Below are 17,021 nucleotides of genomic sequence, written 5' to 3'. Positions count from 1 at the left end.
TTACTCTTTATCTGGTTCCCAAGTTTTAAATCTTATATACTGAGGAAATGCTTCCGGTTTAAATATTGATTTACCTAAAAGTGTTCTTATAGATTCTTGAATACCCTCAGTCATATTTGGATGAGGATGTACAGTTTTCATAATATCACCAAGTCTAATGTTATGGTCCATTAAAGTTACAATATACATAATTGCTGCTGAAGATTGTGGTCCAGCTGCTCTCATACCAAGGATTCTAGGATTTTCTTCATTTGTAACAATCATCTTAAAGAAACCTTTCATACTTCTCATAGCTATCGCACGAGAGACTAAAGCGTGTGAGTAAAACACAACTTTATAGGCAATTTTTTCTTTCTGACAATCTTTTTCACTCATACCAACAGTTGAAATTTCAGGATTAAAAAACATAATTGCTGACATATTTTTATATCTTAATGGAAATTTAATTTTTTCTTCTATGGCTTTAGCAGCAAATCTACCTTCCATCTCTGCAATATGAACAAGCGCAGCATGACCTGAAATATCACCAGCAGCATAAATATTCCCACACACTCTACAACAATCATCAGTTTCTATAACTCTTTTTCCTTCTATTTCGATACCTATATTTTCAAGACCTAATCTTTTCATAGTTGGAACACGACCAATAGATACTAAAATAACATCAACACTGATAACTTGGGTATGCCCATCTGGGTAATCTAATGTTACATCAATATGTGATTCATACTTTTTAATACATCTAAGTTTAGCCTTATGAAAAATATTCACCCCATTTGCTTCAAGCATTTTTCCAGCATAATCACTTACATCATCATCTTCAAAAGGGATAACTCTCTCTTGCGAATCAAGAAGATAAACTCTTGTTTGTGCAAAATCTGCAAAAATTGTAGCAAACTCACAGCCAATAATACCAGCACCAACAATAAGAATTTTCTTTGGAAATTTTTTGAGTTGCAGAATATGATCAGATGAGATAATTCTCTCTCCATCAACTTCTAAAAGTGGATGTTTTCTTGGGTGAGAACCACTTGCAATTATAAAACTACTTGCTTCAATTTCAACATCTTCACCATCATGAGTAGTAACAACAAGTGTTCTATCTTTTGAAAATTTTCCCCAACCTTCAATCAAAGTAACACTTTTTGTACGACCCTCTTTTTTAGCAAATGTTTCAATCTGAGAACGAATTTGATACTCTTTTGTTCTTACTGCTGTAAAAACATTATCTCTAACTTTTTCATAATCTACTTGCAAACCAGAAGCACGATAACCACGGTCTATTCTATTTGCACTAGCAAAATCTTTTGAGAGTTCCCACATTGTTTTAGAACTAAGCGCACCATTTGCAATGCCAGCGCCACCTATATGTCCACCTTCTACGATTACAACATGATTACCAAAATCATAAGACCTCATTGCCGCAGCGAAACCTGCAGGACCACAACCTATAACACATACATCATATTTTATTTTTTTCATGTAGCAACCTTACTATAAGTTTTCTTTATCTTTACTGCTTCTTATTACATTTGACTTTAAACAATGAATTAGCTTGTAAATTATGCTAAAATTTTATCAAAAAACAAGGAAGTAATATCACTTATACTTTAATTCACACAATCCATATATTTTCAGTGTTTATCTACGGCGGTTTTCTATTTGTAGATATTTTATTTTTATCAAAAATGTCTCAAACATTAAATGAGGATGAACATACAAAAGCTAAAGAAGCTATCATGATTCATGTGAGAAAAGTTGTTCCTTATGCTCTCATGGTTGCCGTTGCTAGTGGGCTTTTCCTAATTTTTCAAATCTTTGGAGAAATAGGTCCAGATGGAATGAGTCGCTTTCAGATGCTTCTAAGTTTTAAAGCTTTTCTTGGACTTTGGCTTGGCTTTCGTGGGATAAATCAAAAATTGTTTGGTATAGCACCTTGGGTGTTTAAAAAACATATTTTCCCTTTTATTTTAGTAGTAATTATTATTTTACTATCTCAATTTATGTACTTATAGGAATTAACAAAAATGAACATTATTTATGATATTGTAATTATTGGCGGTGGTCCAGGTGGAATAGGAACAGCTATTGAAGCAGCGGTTCATGGAATAGAGAATATCTTACTTATTGATAAGGCAGATAATCACTCAAACACTATTAGAAAATTTTACAAAGACAACAAAAGAGTAGATAAAGACTGGAAAGGTCAAACTATGAACATAGAAGGAAATATCCCTTTTATGGATGGAACAAAAGAATCAACTTTAGACTTTTTTGACCAACTCTTAGACCAAGAAAAAATTGACACTGCTTTTAGAACTGAAGTTGAGAGTGTTGTTAGAAATGAAAAAGAAGATATATTTATAATCACTACTCCAACTCAAAGCTTTAGATCAAAAGCAGTAGTTGTGACCATCGGAAAAATGGGTAAACCAAATAAACCTTCTTACAAAGTCCCTCCATCTATCAAAAAATATGTAAATTATAATCTTGACAAATGTAGTAATGGTGAAAAGATTCTTGTAGTTGGTGGTGGAAACTCAGCATCTGAGTATGCTTATGAGTTGGCTGACCAAAAGAACAGTGTAACTTTAGTTTACAGAAAAGGTAGTTTTTCCCGTTTAAACCCTGAAAATGAAGAAACTCTAAAACGCTACGATGGACAAGAAAGATTACGCCTTAGAATGAATACTGATATAGAGAGTTTAGAAAACTACGAAGGTAGAATTAAAGTGAATTTTAATGATGGTTATTTTACTATTTATGACAGAATTATTTACGCAATAGGTGGAACTTCTCCCGTTGATTTCTTGAAAAAATGTGGCATAAATGTTGATGAAGATGGAAAACCTATATATAATGAACATTACAGAACAAGCGTATCATCTCTTTATGTTGCAGGAGATATAGCTTTTAACACTGGTGGCTCTATTGCAGCAGCCTTAAATCATGGTTACCATATAGTAAATTCAGTTATGGCAAGAAGTGGAAAAATATATGCTCATACAGATAAAATTGAAGAATTTTTCAAAAATAATCCAGATTTTAAATAATTAATCCCAATCATCATATTTAGAATTAGTGTGCTTGTCTTTTTTATATCGACGGGCATTTTTACTCTTATCTAGTTGATTTGAAGAATATAAAATTTCATCTTTTATATCTTCTATCTCTTTATCAGACTCTTTTAAAAATATTATTTTTTTAACAAGAGTTTGCAAATCTTGAAGTTCACCTTTATATACTGCAACTTCTTCTATTCTTCGCAAAACTTTTAAAGCATTGTTTATCTTTTTAACAAAACCTTGCATCTTCAGCTCAGGTGTATTTAAAAGATATGAAATGGTACTTTTATGAAACCTTTCAAGTGCTCTTATATATCGTAGTCTATTTGAATTTTCGATAGCCTTATTTGACGCCGCCATATTTTTCCTATTTTTACTAATATAATATTGATATAATTATACACTTAAAATATGGAGAACAACTTGACAAAAATATTTATATCTTTTATGCTTTTGGCTGTAACACTTTTAGCTGATTTAAAAAATGAGTATCCTACACAAAAATTTCTAAACTCTAAAATCCCAATAGTTGATATAAGAACACCCCCAGAATGGGTAGAAACAGGTATAGTTAAAGATGCAATAACCATTATGTTTTTTAATGAACAAGGCAGTTATGATATCAAAGTTTTTTTAGCTGAGTTAAATAAAAAAGTTGATACTACAAAACCTTTCGCTCTAATATGCAGAACAGGAAGTAGAACAAAGATACTTTCGCAGTTTTTATCTAAAGAAATCGGTTATGATGTTATAAATTTACAAGGTGGCATGATGTATGTTAAAGGTATGAACTTACCGATAGTTTCTTATAAAAAATGACACTACTTAGATTTTTTTTCTACTTTATTTCAAGAGTTATTGTCCTTTTTGGGGCAATTGCACTTATCGTTTTTCTTCTTTGGGGTATTTTATATCTTCTATTTTTAAGATGATTTAAGAGGTTTAATATCATTGACTAAAGCGTAAAGTGTTGGTAGATATAAAAGATTTAAAAAAGTTCCCCACATAAGACCAAAACCTAAAGAAACAGCGATAGGTTGTAAGATAACAGCTTGTCCTGTTGCGTAAAACATCAAAGTAAATAATCCTAAAAATGTTGTGATAGAAGTTATAACGATAGGTCTAAGTCTAAGTTTTGCTCGTTTAAAAAAGTCATCTGATTTATGAGTTCCATGTAAAAAATCAAGCATAATTATGCCATCGTTTATAACAACTCCAGCAAGTCCAAGTATTCCGATAACAGAAGGCATACTCAAGTTCATACCTAAAAGTTTATGTCCTAGTAATGCTCCTAAAACAGAAAGTGGTATAACGCTCATAACCATTAAAGCATATTTTATTTTTGAAAAAATCAGTAAAAGTGTTAAAAAGATTAAAAAGGTTGCTAAAACTAAAGCATTTTTCATATCATCTTTTAGTTGTTTTTTCTTTTCTTTTTCTCCAAGCAGTTTTACCTCTATCCCAGAATCAGAAATCTCTTCAAGTGTAGATGCTAGAGCTTCTAAAACCTCAGTTGGAGTAATGATGCGTTTATCTACACTTGCATAAACTGTTTTTACTATGCTTCCATTTAGTTTATCTATCTTTTCATAATCTCGCATCTGTGAGATTATTGCTATATCTGTAAGTTTTACAAAACGCCCATCTGCCAGTGCTACATTAAAATCAAGTAGTCTTTGAGTACTATTTTTTAAACTATCTCTTGTTTTTATCTCCATTACTCCGCGTTCGTTAAAAGTGGTTGATTGTTTTTTTTCTAAAAAGTATGAGCTTAAAACTCTAGCAACAGATGCTTCACTTAGACCTAGACTTTCTCCATAAGAGTTGATTTTTATCTTGTACTCCATCTTGCCATATCTTATATTGTCACTAAAATTTTTAATCCCCTTAAGTTTAGAAATCTCTACTTCTAGTTTTTTAACAGCTTTTTGTAAAGAGGCGTCATTACTTCCAGATAGATTTATCTGAATATCACTTTTTATAAGCCCTGGCTTATCTTCCATAACACCAAGTTCAACCATTTTATACTTCTGCTTAAAAGGAGCGACTAACTCTCTTACTCTTGGTGATAATTCAAAAGTTTGTTTTTGTCTGATTTTATCAGGATTATTAAAATCAAAACTAAAGTTTAGAACAGGACTTATATATTTGTTTATAAAATTAGTTTCTTCTCTTTCATATAACTCCATTGTGATAAAAAAGACGCTATTGTTTCTTTGAGTTTCACCTGATAAACTTCTTCTATATCCACTTGTAGCAGAGATGGACTTTAGTGAAAATTCCTCCGAATACTTCATCATTTCACGCTCTATCTCACTCGCTATTTTATATGTATCTTCAAGTGGAGTATTTATATCTAATTTTCCAGATATATAAAGATTATTACCATCAAAGTTTGGAAAAAATTGAAACTTCATTGACTTTGCAGTTAGCATTGTTAAGAGTGGAATCAAAACGATGAAAAGAAGCAAAAATATCTTCTTATATTTTATAGAAAAAGAGAGTGTTCTTCCATATAAATCTCTAAAAGGATTCCAATCTATAAAATTGTTACTTTTTCTTAAAAACTCAGATGCATGAAGTGGTAGAAATATAAAACTTTCCAAAAGTGAACCTATCAAAATCATAACAACAACTATGGGGATTAAGATAAGAAAAAGTGCAATTTCTCCTGTTAGTAAAAACATGGGTAAAAAAGCTGCGACTGTCGAAACTGTAGCAAGTGTAACAGGCAATATCATCTCTTTTACTCCGAGTATTGCCGCCTCACGGTTTTGCATCCCTTCATCTATATGCCGTTGAATATTCTCACTTACAACAATAGCATCGTCAACTACTATACCAATTACTATCAAAGCCCCTAAAAGTGAAACGATGTTTATAGAGTAACCCATATAGTAAATAAATAATAAGCCAATAATAAATGAAAACGGGATACCTAAAGAAACAATTAAAGCAATTCTTAAGTTTATTAAGACGAACATAGATAGGAAAACTAGGATAAGTCCAAACATTAAATTTGAAAGAACAGTATTAAGTCTATTTTCAACAGGTTTAGAGGTGTCTTGGTAAAAATTAAATGAAACTTTTGGATAGATTCTTTTAAGCTTTTTTGCATACTCTCTTAATTTTTTTGAGAGTTTTATGGAGTCACCCAACTCTCCTTTTGAGATAACTAAAGTAAGTGTTTGTTTAGCATTAAAAGACGCTAGAGTATCTGTTTGTGGGTACTCAATCTTAACCTTGGCTATATCTCCCAACTTTATATATTTACCATCTATATTTAAGATGCTATCTTCCCATTCTAAGGCATTTGACTTACCATTTGCTGTAGATATATAAACAAAATTTCCTCTTTGTTCTATATCTCCAACAGGAAAAATATATGATAAATCGGCTATAGCTTTTAAAACACTTGAATGTTTTAAGCCATAGGCTAAAACAGCCCCAGAATCAACTCGTATAGATATTTCTTCTTTTGAATCTCCACGAATTAAAATTTCACTAATATGTTTTATACGAGAAATCTTTGTCTTAATCTCTTTTGCAATAGCAGTCAATTTACCTTTACTCATCTTGTCTGAGGATAAGGATAATTTTATAAGAGATTTAGCTTTATCTAAAAGCCTTGCAACAGGCTCGTTCATATCAGAAGGAAGGTATTGTCTTGTTAGAGCAATTGAGTCTTTTACACGAGAGAGTGTATTTACCTTATCTACATTTTTATTTAAAGTTAAAATAATAGCAAATGCCCCAGGAGTGATGGTTGTTTCTGTTTTATCGATGCCATTTATGTTACTAAGTTCTTCTTCTATATCACGAACTGCCATCTTATCCATAACTGTCGCACTAGCACCACGATAAGCACCACGAACACTAATCTTATCAAGCTCAACATTAGGGAAAATTTCTTTTGGAATATTTATATAAGCGTTATAACCCATATATGCTAAAAAAATCAAAAGCATATAGTTTAAACGCTTATTATCTATAAAATATTTTATGATTTTAGTCAAATGAATAATCCTTTTTCATATTATACTAACTCATAAAAGCGATTTTATTACATTGCTAACACCCTGATGTAAGTTATAACTTGAAATTGGAAAATCTAAAGACTCATCTTCAAGATTTACATTAAAACGACCAAGATAATCTCCTAGAAGTTTTAAGTCTATCTCTTCATCAGATTTTTGAATCTTAAATGCAAGTGCTTTTAAACTTACAAAATCACTCCACTTTAAAAATAGTTCAGGGGTCAAAGCATCTACACTAACTCCCTCAGGGTCAAAAAGTTTACCAGCATCTCTAAGTGGAATCAACACACTAAGTATTGCCTCCGAAAAAGGAACTACTTTATCACCCCAAAACTCTTTTTCATTTCTCAACTTTAACTCTTGAGCTAAAACTTCTTTTATCTTTTGTATACTTGAACTTTTAAATAGTTCATAACTTTCTTGTTTCATAATTGTCCTATATTTTTAAGTTTATTTTCTATTACCAAATTTGGTGATTCTTCTAATCTTTCATATTTTTTTATAGAGTTTAAGATTTGTCTTCTTAATTGATTTGGCTCTTGATGTGTAATTTTTCCAATCATTTCTCGACCTCCTACATCATTTATAACCCATCTTTGCATCTGCGTTAGATGATGTACTTTTATTCTTGTTAAAAGAGAATTAAAATCTTCACCGTTAGACTCACTATCTTTAGATACTGTTTTATATATAGAGTGCATTAATATACTTATTTCTTCTGCTTCACCATCAAAAGTTTCTTTTTCATCTAACATAGCTAAAAGCTTAGATAGTCTTTTTAAGTATTTATACTCAGGTTTTAAACCTTCCATTAAAACTTTTCTAGCAGAACCAAACTTATTTATAACTTCTAAAACCACTTCAAAGGTGTCTTCATCTGTATTTAAATCATACTCACTAATTATCAACTTTGCTTCTTTTATGCTCATGATATATATCCAGCCTCTCTTAGTTTTTCTAGTATTTCATCTTCTGGCATACCTTGTTTTCTATATATATTTACCCAGATTTGTGTTTCTTCATTAAACTCAATCGCTTCTTTTGAGTACATTGCCTGATGTTCTAGCACATTAAAATGTTCTATCAATTTTCCTATATTCATAATATTTTGTCTATGAAATGAAGCCTTTGGATTATTTGAAAAAAGCCATCTTATAGCCTCGTTGAACATTTTTGGTGTTCTTCCAGTTTCTTTTAGATGCTTTCTGAGTAAATACTCTCCGTCAATATTTTTAAACTCTCTTCTAATATAATTTTTTTGAATTTTTTTTCTTTCTTGGTCAAAATAATTAACTACTCTTCTTGTATCTATTATTATATCTTCATTGTTATTTTGAAAAGTTAAATTTTTCTTATTAACTTGTGTAATTTTTTTAGATTTACCTTGAGATATAAGCTCTTTTAGTTCATTAATCTCGTAATTTTTCTTTAACTCTATCAAATACGGCATTAACTTTTGTGAAAGTGAAATTTTATAAAGTTCATTTACAAACTCTATACTTGTAAACCAATTTGTTATAAAAAAACTATCATTTTCTTCTATTTCTAAAGGTCTTGATAAAAAGTTTTTAAAATCTATTTTTTTTGCGAAATCTGATTTATAGACTATATATTGTTTAAATTTTTGGTCTAATTCACTAACTTGTGAGATGACTAAAACTAAAAACTCAATTTCATCTTCACTAAACTTATGCTGATTTACAAATTTATACATAAACTTCCATATTTGATATATTTCATATTTTGAGTATAATTCCACTTTTATTTTAGGAGATATGTTTGAAATTAAATAAAAGTTTTATTACCCACTTTATTGCTGTTATTTTAACAGCTTTATCATTTACAACACCTGATGAGTATAGTTCTCTACTTCTTTTTAGTGGTCTATTTGCTTTATCTGGGGCTTTTACAAACCAACTTGCTATTCATATGCTTTTTGAAAAAGTTCCATTTCTTTACGGCTCTGGCGTTATTCCTGCAAGGTTTGAAGCTTTTAAAGAGTCTATTAAAAACCTAATGATGACTGAATTTTTCACAAGAGAACAGCTAGATGATTTTTTCAAAAATGAAGAACAAAAGATAAATCTAAAACCTATCATAGAACAAACAGATTTTGCTCCTGCTTTTGACGCTTTAAGTAAAACTGTAATGGAGTCTTCATTTGGTGGAATGTTAGAAATGTTTGGTGGAGAGAGTGCTCTAGATGCTCTTCGTGAACCATTTTCTTTAAAGATGAAAGTAGCAGTTATCAAGATAGTAAACTCAGACGCATTTAATGCAACCTTACAAAATCACATGCAAAACTCAGAGCTTAGTGATGACATGTTAGCATCTATAGAAAATGTAATAGATGCAAGACTAAATGAACTCACACCACAACTTGTAAAAGAGATGGTTCAAAAACTCATTAAAGAGCATCTAGACTGGTTAGTCGTTTGGGGTGGAGTCTTTGGTGGACTTATAGGACTCATTAGCTCGCTTATTCTCTAGTTTTATATCTATCATCTTTAGTTTGTCATCAAGCGGGTATAGTTTTCTCGCTTCTTTTATCTCGTCTATAAACTTTTTTAAATCAAAATCTTTAGCATTTATATCTAGATTTAAAAATTTATCCTGCAATAATTTTAACGGTTTTATATCTATTTTTTTAACTGATTTCAATTCTTTGTCTAAACTTCCATCTTCTTTTGAAATATATAAAGAAGATATAAAAACAAAACTGATAAATATCAATAAAAGTAATAATACTCGCATCTTATCTCACTTCTATAATAACTTCAGCTATCTCTATAACATCACCGCCTATTATTTTAGCTCTTTTCCTAAGTTCTTCTTCGCCGTTTCTTTTAACATAACCATCAGCTATGAGCATCTTTGCGTGTGCACCACTATCTACTAAGTCTAAAACTTTTAAAAGTTTAAACAACTCTATATATTCATCTTTTAGTTCAAATTTCATATTTTTTACCTTACTTTTAGATGAGATTATACAGCAATTTTTAATTTATGGAGTTGTATAATAATTATTATGAATATTAACTCAAGCTCTCCATATAATATCAATTCAAGCTATACTATAAAACTAAATGAAAAGGAAGCGCTTGTTTTTGAGGAAAAAGAACTTAAAAAAGTTGATAATCCGCATCTACAAAAACTAAAAGAAGATGAAGAGAAAAAAGCAAATGAGAGTTCTAAAACAAATCCGAATAAACTTAGCCCTGATGAAGAACGATTAGTCCTAGACCTTCAATCAAGAGATTCTGAAGTAAAAGCCCATGAAGCAGCTCATCAAAGTGGAGGTGCATCTACGGGTGCTGCAACTTACACTTATCAGCAAGGACCTGATGGCAAGATGTACGCTATTGGTGGTGAAGTTTCAGTATCTTTTAAAACAGGCTCAACTCCACAAGAAACTGTTGCAAATGCCCAAGCTGTTATAGCATCTGCCACTGCACCAGCAAACCCAAGTGGACAAGATATGGCAGTAGCATCTTCAGCGATGGTTATGATGATGAAAGCAAAACAACAAATCTCTCAAGAAGCTCAAGAGAAAATTTCAGGTCAAGAAACTTACAAAAAAGATTCTATAGAACCATTTGAAATCTCTGCATAAACACCTTTAATTTGCTGGTCTGTAAACTCTTACATTTTCACACTTGTATTCATCTCTCAAGTACTGAGCATGAAGTTGACTCATAATACCTTTTTCACAATAAAGTAGATACTCTTTATCTTGTGGCAATTTTGGAAATTCTGATTTTAGCCTATGAAAAGGTATGTTGATAGTTTCACAATTTATCTCTATCGTTTCATCTTCTACGCGAATATCTATTACTGTATATTTTTGTGCGGTTAAATCTTGTATAACTTCTACTGCTGCTAATTTTGTTACATCATCTATAATATCATGAACATATATACTTTGAGCATTTTGGACAGCCTTATCTAGTACATCATAGTTAAACTGTTTGGCAACTTTCTCCATACGCTTAAAAGAACCGTGAGTGATAGGGTTTTGAGAAATAACACCACAATACTCAGGCATAGCTTCAGCAAAATGTCTAGTTCCTATGTCGTTTGCTATAGACATAATCTCTGGTTTGTTCATAGTTGAGAGAGGGCGAAGTATGAGCATATCACTTGCTTTGTCTATTAAAGCAAGGTTACGCAAAGTTTGACTAGAAACCTGAGCCACACTCTCTCCTGTTACAAGAGCATCTATCTCCATAGAGTCTGCTATCTTCTGTGAAGCTTTAAGCATTAAACGCTTAAGAGTAACTCCCATATATGATGGTGGTGTTGAGCGAAATATCTCTTCTAGAACATCATCAAAAGGTACAGAAATAAACTTCACTTTATGAGATGAACCAAACTTACTCCAAAGATAAAGTGCAACTTGTTTTACTCCTATCTCATGAGCATTACCACCAAGGTTGAAAAAAACAAAGTGAGTTTTTATACCGCGTTTCATAGTAAGATAAGATGCAACGGTCGAGTCAAATCCACCTGACATCAAAGATAAAATATCTCCTTGTGTACCAATAGGAAAACCACTAAGACCTTTGTACTTTGTAGTTATTATATTGAGTTGATTTTGTATAAGTTCCAAACGAACTGTAATCTCTGCATTTTTAAGATCTACGGCTTTTGCATTTGAATGAGCTAGTAGATAACCACCAACAGTCTGTTCTAGCTCTACTGAACTAAATTCATGCTTTCCACTGCGTTTAGCTCTCACTACAAAGGTTTTTCCTTTAAGAGAGTCTATAACAAGTTCTCCAACTTTTACTTTTATCTTCTCTAATGTGTCCATATCATCATACTGTAAGGCTTCAAGTATCTGTTCTATTCCCGATGTATCCAAAAGCCTTTGTCTAACTTCTTGCAGAACTTCAACAGGAGAAAGTACTTCTATCTTGTCAGAGAACTTTTTTACTTTTATGTTTGGTGATATTCTCTCTAAAAGACTTAGCAAATTATTATATAGTTGACCGACCATCTGGCGTTTGGCAGATGAACCTTTAATCATAATCTCTGGAAAAAGTTTTAAGATAAATTTTTGTGTTTTAAGGCTTATATTTGACACTTTTAAATCCTCTAAATATTTAAGGGGATTATACTGTTTTTTTAATAAGAACCTATTTCAGCCTGACTTTATCCTAGATACGGATTTATAAAGGATCCGCCAACTAAAAGAAGTGTAGATGCAAAAAAAAGTTGCACCTGCACTACATTTATAAATGTATTTATCATGCTTTTACTCTTAGACCTCTTCATTTAAAATAGAAAAACCTGCTTCATACATAGCTTTATCTACCATTTCTATGGCTGCTTGCATAGTTTTTTGTGAAATTTCTGGAAGTTTACCACCCCACATCTGCTCAGCTTGTTTAAATCCTAAAAGCATTCCTTCACGACCAGCACGAAATTTATCTTCATCTCCACCCGCTCCATTTATAACAAAGTTTGCAATACGCTCAGATGTTTGCTTTATTCCAAAGATTCCATCTTCGCTTACAAGTGCAGATGCTTCATCTTGAGAAAGTTCAGCTATTGGTTTACCTTCGTAACCTATATCGCCTAAAAAACTTTGAAAGTCTTTGTATAAAGATGCAAAGTCATCTTTTTTAGTAGCTAAATTACTTTGTATAGTAGTAGAATTAAGCATCATCGCATGAGCATTTTTAGTAATTGCCTCTCTTATTTCAGATGCTTCTTCTTTTGAAATCTTCTCCGTAAAATTACTTTTGATTACACCAGTATTTTGATTTGCATTGATATTTGGCATACTTGAACTAATATTCATGGCATCTCCTTTTATTATAGTTATACAACTAATATCGACAATTTGTAAATAAACTCAAATTTCAATATTTATTGTCATTTCTTGAAAAATTAAGCTATAATACTCTCGATGAAAAGATGAGGCTCGAGTTCATCTTTAGTGTGTGATTTTGTAATTTGCTCAATTGTGACCCTAAAGACTCTCCAATTTTTGACTCCACTTCGCAAGAAGTGATATTTTAATACAAGAGGTATTGCAATGGCAGAATTAGTAGACGGATCAGTTAAATGGTTCAATGAAGAAAAAGGTTATGGATTTATTCAACAAGATAATGGCGGGAAAGATGTATTTGTACATTTTCGTCAAGTAAACCACACAGGTGGTGGTCGTGTTTCTCTTGCTGAAGGGCAAAAAGTTACATTTGAAATCGGTGAAGGTCAAAAAGGACCTCAAGCTGAGAATGTAACTCCACTTTAGTAACACTTTTGCAGGCTTCTGCCTGCAACTTTTAAAAACTCTCACTCTAACACTTTTTTCACACTTTATTTATCAATAATCACTTTATCAATTTAAGAGGGATTTACAAATGAATAAAAATAAAACAATTTTATCTTCAGTATTACTAGCTTCAGCATTAACACTTACTCCATTTACTACAACACTTTTAACAGCAAGCACGCAAGTTCAAATAAATTCTATTATAAACTCTATTGCTGCTAACTTACACAGAAGAGGAATTGAGGAAGACGCATCTAAAAAAATTGCTCAAAGATTTTTTACTATAGATGAAGAACTTTTTTCTCTTATGCTTCAGAATTTAAAAAATAGTTCTCTTGAACTAAATAATGAAAAAATATTACATTACATATCTACCCAAGCATTAATGCAAAGAAATGTTAAACTTGATTCATATGCTTATCTTGTAAGTATGACTCAAAGTATCAAAGGAACTATCTTAAATAAAAAAGATTTAAAAAATCTAAATTCTATAGCTCAAAAAAATTCTTTTTACGCTAAGGGTTGGTTTTAAATACTTTTGCACTCTCTAACTATCTCTAACTCCTCATCTGTTTTTATAACTAAGATGGGGACACCGCAAGCTAAATTATTATCCATAACTTTTTCTCTAATATAGGTAGAATTTTCACCTATACCTCCACTAAATACTATGGCATCTATACTTTCTAAAAGAGTCATATATGCACCAACATATTTTTTAATTCTTCTTATCATCATACTTAATGCAAGTTTATCTTTCTCATTATCTGAATCTACAATATCCCGTACATCACTATGATCACAAATGCCTTTTAATCCTGACTTGGTATTTAAAATATTATCAACCTCATCAATACTAAAACCTAAACTTCTTTGTAAATGTAGAACTATAGATGAGTCAATATCTCCGCTTCTACTTCCCATAATTAAACCTTCTAATGGAGTAAAGCCCATAGAGGTATCTACACTTTTTCCATTTTTTATAGCACAGATGCTTGCACCATTGCCTAGATGCAAAGTTATAATATTAAGTTTTGACACCTCTTTATCTAATATCAAAGCACACTTTTTTAAAAGATAAGAATGAGATGTTCCATGAAAACCATATCGTCTTATCTTATATGTGTCATACATTTCATAAGGTAAGGCATAAAGAAAAGCTTCTTTTGGCATAGTTGCATGAAAAGCTGTATCAAACACAGCGATTTGCTTTATATGAGGAACTTTTTTTTGACAAACCAGTATGCCATCTAAGTTAGCCATATTATGCAAGGGTGCCAAGGGTACTAACTCTCTAATTTTGTCAATAACTAAAGATGTTATAACTACACTTTTACAAAATTCTTCTCCACCATGAACAACTCTATGCCCAATCATATCTAAAGAAGTAAAGTCTATATTTTGATACTCTAGTTCTGAGATTATATCTTCCAATGCTTTATGATGATTTGTTATCTCTTCGACCAAGATATCAACGATTACTTTTTCACTATCCATATCAAATATTTTAAATTTTATAGAAGAACTTCCAGAGTTTATAACAGCTACTTTCATTGTTGACCTGCTTGTATTGCTGTTATAGCAACTGTATTTACAATATCCCCAATGCTACAACCTCTACTTAAATCATTTATAGGTTTATTTAAACCTTGAAGTATTGGACCAATGGCAACAGCATTACTTGAACGCTCAACTGCTTTATATGTATTGTTCCCCGTATTTAAATCTGGAAAAATTAAAATATTAGCATAACCAGCAACTTTTGAATTTGGAAGTTTAGATAAAGCTACCTTTTTATTTACAGCAGCATCGTATTGAATAGGTCCTTCTACTAAAAAATCTTTATCTTTTTTTTGAAGAATTTTTGTAGCCTGTCTTACCTTATCTACATCTCTACCATGTCCACTTTCTCCTGTTGAGTAAGACAACATAGCCACTTTTGCGTCTAAGCCAAAAGCTTGGGCAGTTTTAACACTTGAAATTGCAATTTGAGCTAACTCTTTAGCATCTGGGTCTTGATTTACAGCACAATCTCCATAAACTAAAACTTTTGTTTTAAGACACATAAAAAAAAACACTTGATACTAAACTTACATTTGGCAAAGTTTTTATGATTTGAAGAGCTGGTCTTATCGTTTCTCCAGTTGAGTGAACTGCTCCACTAACCATACCATCTGCATATCCAAGTTCAACCATCATAGTTGCAAAATAATTCACATGAAGCATAGCATCTGATGCTGCTTTTTTACTCAAGCCCTTAGCTTTTCTTCGTTCATAAAACTCATCTGTAAAAACTTGCAATAATTCTGAATTTTTATAGTCTATAATTCTAGCTTGGCTTAAATCAACACCTACTCTTAAATAATTCTCTTTTAACTCTTTTTTATCTCCTAAAAGAATAATCTCAGCAATCCCCCTACGCAAAATAATCTCAGCTGCTCTTAAAATTCTCTCATCTGTACTCTCTGGTAAAACTATTGTTTTTTTATTTACTCGGGCTAGTTCAAAAAGTTTATACTCAAACATCATAGGAGTCATAGTATCACTAGAAGCTGTTGTTATATTTTTCTCAATTTGTTGTATATCTACATTGTGATGAAAAAGTCCTAAGGCTAAGGCTATTTTTCTCTCGCTTGTTACTCTTAGTCTTGCATTTATTTTTGAGATATTTTTTGCTGTTGTATAAGTGTCCGTTGAAACAGACAATATAGGAATATTAAAATCATCAAGCCCATCTATGAGTTTTTGAATATTATTATCTGCTTTAATCCCATAAGGTAAAACAATAGCACTAATATTTGGATAGTTTTTAGAATATAATGCTCCTATAAGTCCAAGTATGATGTCAGAGCGGTCAGCCGGAACAATTATTAAGTCATCTTCTTGAATATGCGCTAAAAAATTATTTACACTTAGTGCTGCAACTTTGATTTTTTTTATAACTCTTGTATGATCCCGTTTTCCAAAAACTATCCGCTTAGCATCTAAGCCTTCTAAAACATCTTGAACAGTTAAGCGGTCTAACTCTTGAATCTCTTTAAAAAAATATATATTTTGTAAATCTTTTTTTAGCTTTTTTTGTAACTTTTTGTATTTTTTTTCATCAAGTCTATTTACAAAAGTTGCAAAATTTAAACAACCCTCAGAGCTGATATTTTCACTTTCCATTAAGATATCTTCATAAACTTCTGTAACACTTCTATCTTTTGCACATATTATATTTATGAGAGAAGAACCAAGATTTTGAGCGATTTTTATATTTAAGTCATAGTTTATAGTTTTACTTAAAAAAGAGCGTCTTATACCTTCACATAAAACAAAATCATACTTTTTTTCTAACTTTTTAAACTTTGTAATAAGCTGATTCATTAGTTCATTATACTTGTTAGATGCCAACATAGCCTCAACATATTCTATATCAAAACCATATGTATCTTCATACTTCATGTCAATGTTGTATCTTTTTAGTATAAAGTCAATATCTCCATCTAGTTTTGATTTTGAAAAAATTATAGGTCTAAAAAAAGCAACTTTATGAAGGTTTCTTTTTAAAATTTCCATCATTCCCATAGAGATAAAAAGCGTGCCTGCTCCTTTTTCTTGAGCAGATATATAAAGTGATTTAATATTCATAGT

General features: G+C 31.2%; 20 protein-coding genes. 7 read left to right on the top strand and 13 right to left on the bottom strand.

All coding sequences use genetic code 11. The features are described from left to right. On the bottom strand, nucleotides 1-1,482 hold the full coding sequence (locus MOV50_RS09555; protein ID WP_321777681.1) for an NAD(P)/FAD-dependent oxidoreductase: 1,482 nt from the start codon (nucleotides 1,480-1,482) through the stop codon (nucleotides 1-3). A gap of 155 nt (nucleotides 1,483-1,637) precedes the next feature. Between MOV50_RS09555 and MOV50_RS09550 the strand changes: the two genes are divergently transcribed. Both MOV50_RS09550 and MOV50_RS09545 read left to right on the top strand, forming a co-directional pair. After that, the gene (locus MOV50_RS09550) at nucleotides 1,638-2,015 is read left to right on the top strand and encodes a hypothetical protein (protein WP_321777680.1); all 378 of its coding nucleotides are present in this window, start codon (nucleotides 1,638-1,640) and stop codon (nucleotides 2,013-2,015) included. 12 nt (nucleotides 2,016-2,027) lie between these two features. Then, nucleotides 2,028-3,053: an NAD(P)-binding domain-containing protein gene (locus MOV50_RS09545; RefSeq protein ID WP_321777679.1), complete on the top strand. Its 1,026-nt coding sequence runs from the start codon at nucleotides 2,028-2,030 to the stop codon at nucleotides 3,051-3,053. Here the strand turns inward: MOV50_RS09545 and MOV50_RS09540 are convergent, their stop codons facing one another. Next, the gene (locus MOV50_RS09540) at nucleotides 3,054-3,425 is read right to left on the bottom strand and encodes a hypothetical protein (RefSeq protein WP_321777678.1); all 372 of its coding nucleotides are present in this window, start codon (nucleotides 3,423-3,425) and stop codon (nucleotides 3,054-3,056) included. Between the two features lie 63 nt (nucleotides 3,426-3,488). Here MOV50_RS09540 and MOV50_RS09535 point away from each other — a divergent pair, with 63 nt between their 5' ends. Then, nucleotides 3,489-3,884 carry a rhodanese-like domain-containing protein gene (locus tag MOV50_RS09535; protein WP_321777677.1) on the top strand — a complete coding sequence of 132 codons (396 nt, stop codon included), beginning with the start codon at nucleotides 3,489-3,491 and terminating at the stop codon, nucleotides 3,882-3,884. Between the two features lie 104 nt (nucleotides 3,885-3,988). Here MOV50_RS09535 and MOV50_RS09530 read toward each other — a convergent pair whose 3' ends face one another. Genes MOV50_RS09530 through MOV50_RS09515 form a run of 4 tightly spaced genes read right to left on the bottom strand, consistent with a single transcriptional unit; the run spans nucleotide 3,989 to nucleotide 8,816 of the window. Next, a complete protein-coding gene (locus MOV50_RS09530) occupies nucleotides 3,989-7,081 on the bottom strand; it encodes an efflux RND transporter permease subunit (RefSeq protein ID WP_321777676.1) in 3,093 nt (1,030 codons plus the stop codon). A 30-nt stretch (nucleotides 7,082-7,111) separates the two neighbouring features. Further along, nucleotides 7,112-7,531, bottom strand: a complete 420-nt coding sequence (locus tag MOV50_RS09525; RefSeq protein ID WP_321777675.1) for a hypothetical protein — start codon at nucleotides 7,529-7,531, stop codon at nucleotides 7,112-7,114. Beyond that, complete coding sequence (locus MOV50_RS09520) at nucleotides 7,528-8,031, bottom strand: hypothetical protein (protein ID WP_321777674.1); 504 nt, start codon at nucleotides 8,029-8,031, stop codon at nucleotides 7,528-7,530. The genes MOV50_RS09525 and MOV50_RS09520 overlap by 4 nt, the downstream gene beginning before the upstream one ends. Then, on the bottom strand, nucleotides 8,028-8,816 hold the full coding sequence (locus MOV50_RS09515) for a replication initiation protein (RefSeq protein ID WP_321777673.1): 789 nt from the start codon (nucleotides 8,814-8,816) through the stop codon (nucleotides 8,028-8,030). Before MOV50_RS09515 ends, MOV50_RS09520 begins: the two co-directional genes overlap by 4 nt. Nucleotides 8,817-8,881: 65 nt before the next feature. Between MOV50_RS09515 and MOV50_RS09510 the strand changes: the two genes are divergently transcribed. Further along, nucleotides 8,882-9,592, top strand: a complete 711-nt coding sequence (locus MOV50_RS09510) for a DUF445 domain-containing protein (protein ID WP_321777672.1) — start codon at nucleotides 8,882-8,884, stop codon at nucleotides 9,590-9,592. Here MOV50_RS09510 and MOV50_RS09505 read toward each other — a convergent pair. Continuing rightward, nucleotides 9,530-9,856, bottom strand: a complete 327-nt coding sequence (locus MOV50_RS09505; RefSeq protein WP_321777671.1) for a hypothetical protein — start codon at nucleotides 9,854-9,856, stop codon at nucleotides 9,530-9,532. The two genes, MOV50_RS09510 and MOV50_RS09505, sit on opposite strands and share 63 nt — an antisense overlap. Before the next feature lies 1 nt (nucleotide 9,857). Then, nucleotides 9,858-10,061 (bottom strand): RNA-binding S4 domain-containing protein, encoded by a 204-nt coding sequence (locus MOV50_RS09500; RefSeq protein WP_321777670.1) that lies wholly within the window; start codon nucleotides 10,059-10,061, stop codon nucleotides 9,858-9,860. Nucleotides 10,062-10,130: 69 nt separating this feature from the next. Here MOV50_RS09500 and MOV50_RS09495 point away from each other — a divergent pair, with 69 nt between their 5' ends. Continuing rightward, complete coding sequence (locus tag MOV50_RS09495) at nucleotides 10,131-10,715, top strand: putative metalloprotease CJM1_0395 family protein (RefSeq protein WP_321777669.1); 585 nt, start codon at nucleotides 10,131-10,133, stop codon at nucleotides 10,713-10,715. Nucleotides 10,716-10,721: 6 nt separating this feature from the next. Here MOV50_RS09495 and thiI read toward each other — a convergent pair whose 3' ends face one another. Both thiI and MOV50_RS09485 read right to left on the bottom strand, forming a co-directional pair. After that, a complete protein-coding gene (gene thiI, locus MOV50_RS09490) occupies nucleotides 10,722-12,188 on the bottom strand; it encodes a tRNA uracil 4-sulfurtransferase ThiI (protein WP_321777668.1) in 1,467 nt (488 codons plus the stop codon). Nucleotides 12,189-12,365: 177 nt separating this feature from the next. Next, the gene (locus MOV50_RS09485; RefSeq protein WP_321777667.1) at nucleotides 12,366-12,908 is read right to left on the bottom strand and encodes a hypothetical protein; all 543 of its coding nucleotides are present in this window, start codon (nucleotides 12,906-12,908) and stop codon (nucleotides 12,366-12,368) included. 237 nt (nucleotides 12,909-13,145) lie between these two features. On the opposite strand from MOV50_RS09485, the gene MOV50_RS09480 reads away from it, so the two are divergent. Then, a complete protein-coding gene (locus MOV50_RS09480) occupies nucleotides 13,146-13,364 on the top strand; it encodes a cold-shock protein (RefSeq protein ID WP_321777666.1) in 219 nt (72 codons plus the stop codon). A gap of 109 nt (nucleotides 13,365-13,473) precedes the next feature. Next, complete coding sequence (locus MOV50_RS09475) at nucleotides 13,474-13,917, top strand: hypothetical protein (protein ID WP_321777665.1); 444 nt, start codon at nucleotides 13,474-13,476, stop codon at nucleotides 13,915-13,917. Here the strand turns inward: MOV50_RS09475 and MOV50_RS09470 are convergent. From MOV50_RS09470 to pta, 3 genes are read right to left on the bottom strand one after another with little or no spacing between them, the layout of a single operon-like run. Further along, the gene (locus MOV50_RS09470) at nucleotides 13,914-14,939 is read right to left on the bottom strand and encodes an acetate kinase (RefSeq protein ID WP_321777664.1); all 1,026 of its coding nucleotides are present in this window, start codon (nucleotides 14,937-14,939) and stop codon (nucleotides 13,914-13,916) included. The two genes, MOV50_RS09475 and MOV50_RS09470, sit on opposite strands and share 4 nt — an antisense overlap. Next, on the bottom strand, nucleotides 14,936-15,451 hold the full coding sequence (locus tag MOV50_RS09465; protein WP_321777663.1) for a phosphate acyltransferase: 516 nt from the start codon (nucleotides 15,449-15,451) through the stop codon (nucleotides 14,936-14,938). Before MOV50_RS09465 ends, MOV50_RS09470 begins: the two co-directional genes overlap by 4 nt. Next, nucleotides 15,441-17,018, bottom strand: a complete 1,578-nt coding sequence (gene pta, locus MOV50_RS09460) for a phosphate acetyltransferase (RefSeq protein WP_321777662.1) — start codon at nucleotides 17,016-17,018, stop codon at nucleotides 15,441-15,443. Before pta ends, MOV50_RS09465 begins: the two co-directional genes overlap by 11 nt. Between the last annotated feature and the right edge of the window lie 3 nt (nucleotides 17,019-17,021).

It is taken from the genome of Sulfurimonas sp. (assembly GCF_029027585.1).
Taxonomy (GTDB): domain Bacteria; phylum Campylobacterota; class Campylobacteria; order Campylobacterales; family Sulfurimonadaceae; genus Sulfurimonas.
Note: the sequence above shows the minus strand (reverse complement) of the source record. Positions and strands in the feature narration are given on the sequence as shown.

What these genes read in the sequence shown, in the direction of transcription:
- MOV50_RS09500 (WP_321777670.1), bottom strand. Translation starts at nt 10,061, where the DNA reads ATGAAATTTGAACTAAAAGATGAATATATAGAGTTGTTTAAACTTTTA.
- MOV50_RS09470 (WP_321777664.1), bottom strand. Translation starts at nt 14,939, where the DNA reads ATGAAAGTAGCTGTTATAAACTCTGGAAGTTCTTCTATAAAATTTAAA.
- MOV50_RS09485 (WP_321777667.1), bottom strand. Translation starts at nt 12,908, where the DNA reads ATGAATATTAGTTCAAGTATGCCAAATATCAATGCAAATCAAAATACT.
- MOV50_RS09520 (WP_321777674.1), bottom strand. Translation starts at nt 8,031, where the DNA reads ATGAGCATAAAAGAAGCAAAGTTGATAATTAGTGAGTATGATTTAAAT.
- MOV50_RS09465 (WP_321777663.1), bottom strand. Translation starts at nt 15,451, where the DNA reads ATGTGTCTTAAAACAAAAGTTTTAGTTTATGGAGATTGTGCTGTAAAT.
- MOV50_RS09525 (WP_321777675.1), bottom strand. Translation starts at nt 7,531, where the DNA reads ATGAAACAAGAAAGTTATGAACTATTTAAAAGTTCAAGTATACAAAAG.
- MOV50_RS09505 (WP_321777671.1), bottom strand. Translation starts at nt 9,856, where the DNA reads ATGCGAGTATTATTACTTTTATTGATATTTATCAGTTTTGTTTTTATA.
- MOV50_RS09555 (WP_321777681.1), bottom strand. Translation starts at nt 1,482, where the DNA reads ATGAAAAAAATAAAATATGATGTATGTGTTATAGGTTGTGGTCCTGCA.
- MOV50_RS09545 (WP_321777679.1), top strand. Translation starts at nt 2,028, where the DNA reads ATGAACATTATTTATGATATTGTAATTATTGGCGGTGGTCCAGGTGGA.
- MOV50_RS09475 (WP_321777665.1), top strand. Translation starts at nt 13,474, where the DNA reads ATGAATAAAAATAAAACAATTTTATCTTCAGTATTACTAGCTTCAGCA.
- MOV50_RS09495 (WP_321777669.1), top strand. Translation starts at nt 10,131, where the DNA reads ATGAATATTAACTCAAGCTCTCCATATAATATCAATTCAAGCTATACT.
- pta (WP_321777662.1), bottom strand. Translation starts at nt 17,018, where the DNA reads ATGAATATTAAATCACTTTATATATCTGCTCAAGAAAAAGGAGCAGGC.
- MOV50_RS09515 (WP_321777673.1), bottom strand. Translation starts at nt 8,816, where the DNA reads ATGTATAAATTTGTAAATCAGCATAAGTTTAGTGAAGATGAAATTGAG.
- MOV50_RS09540 (WP_321777678.1), bottom strand. Translation starts at nt 3,425, where the DNA reads ATGGCGGCGTCAAATAAGGCTATCGAAAATTCAAATAGACTACGATAT.
- MOV50_RS09480 (WP_321777666.1), top strand. Translation starts at nt 13,146, where the DNA reads ATGGCAGAATTAGTAGACGGATCAGTTAAATGGTTCAATGAAGAAAAA.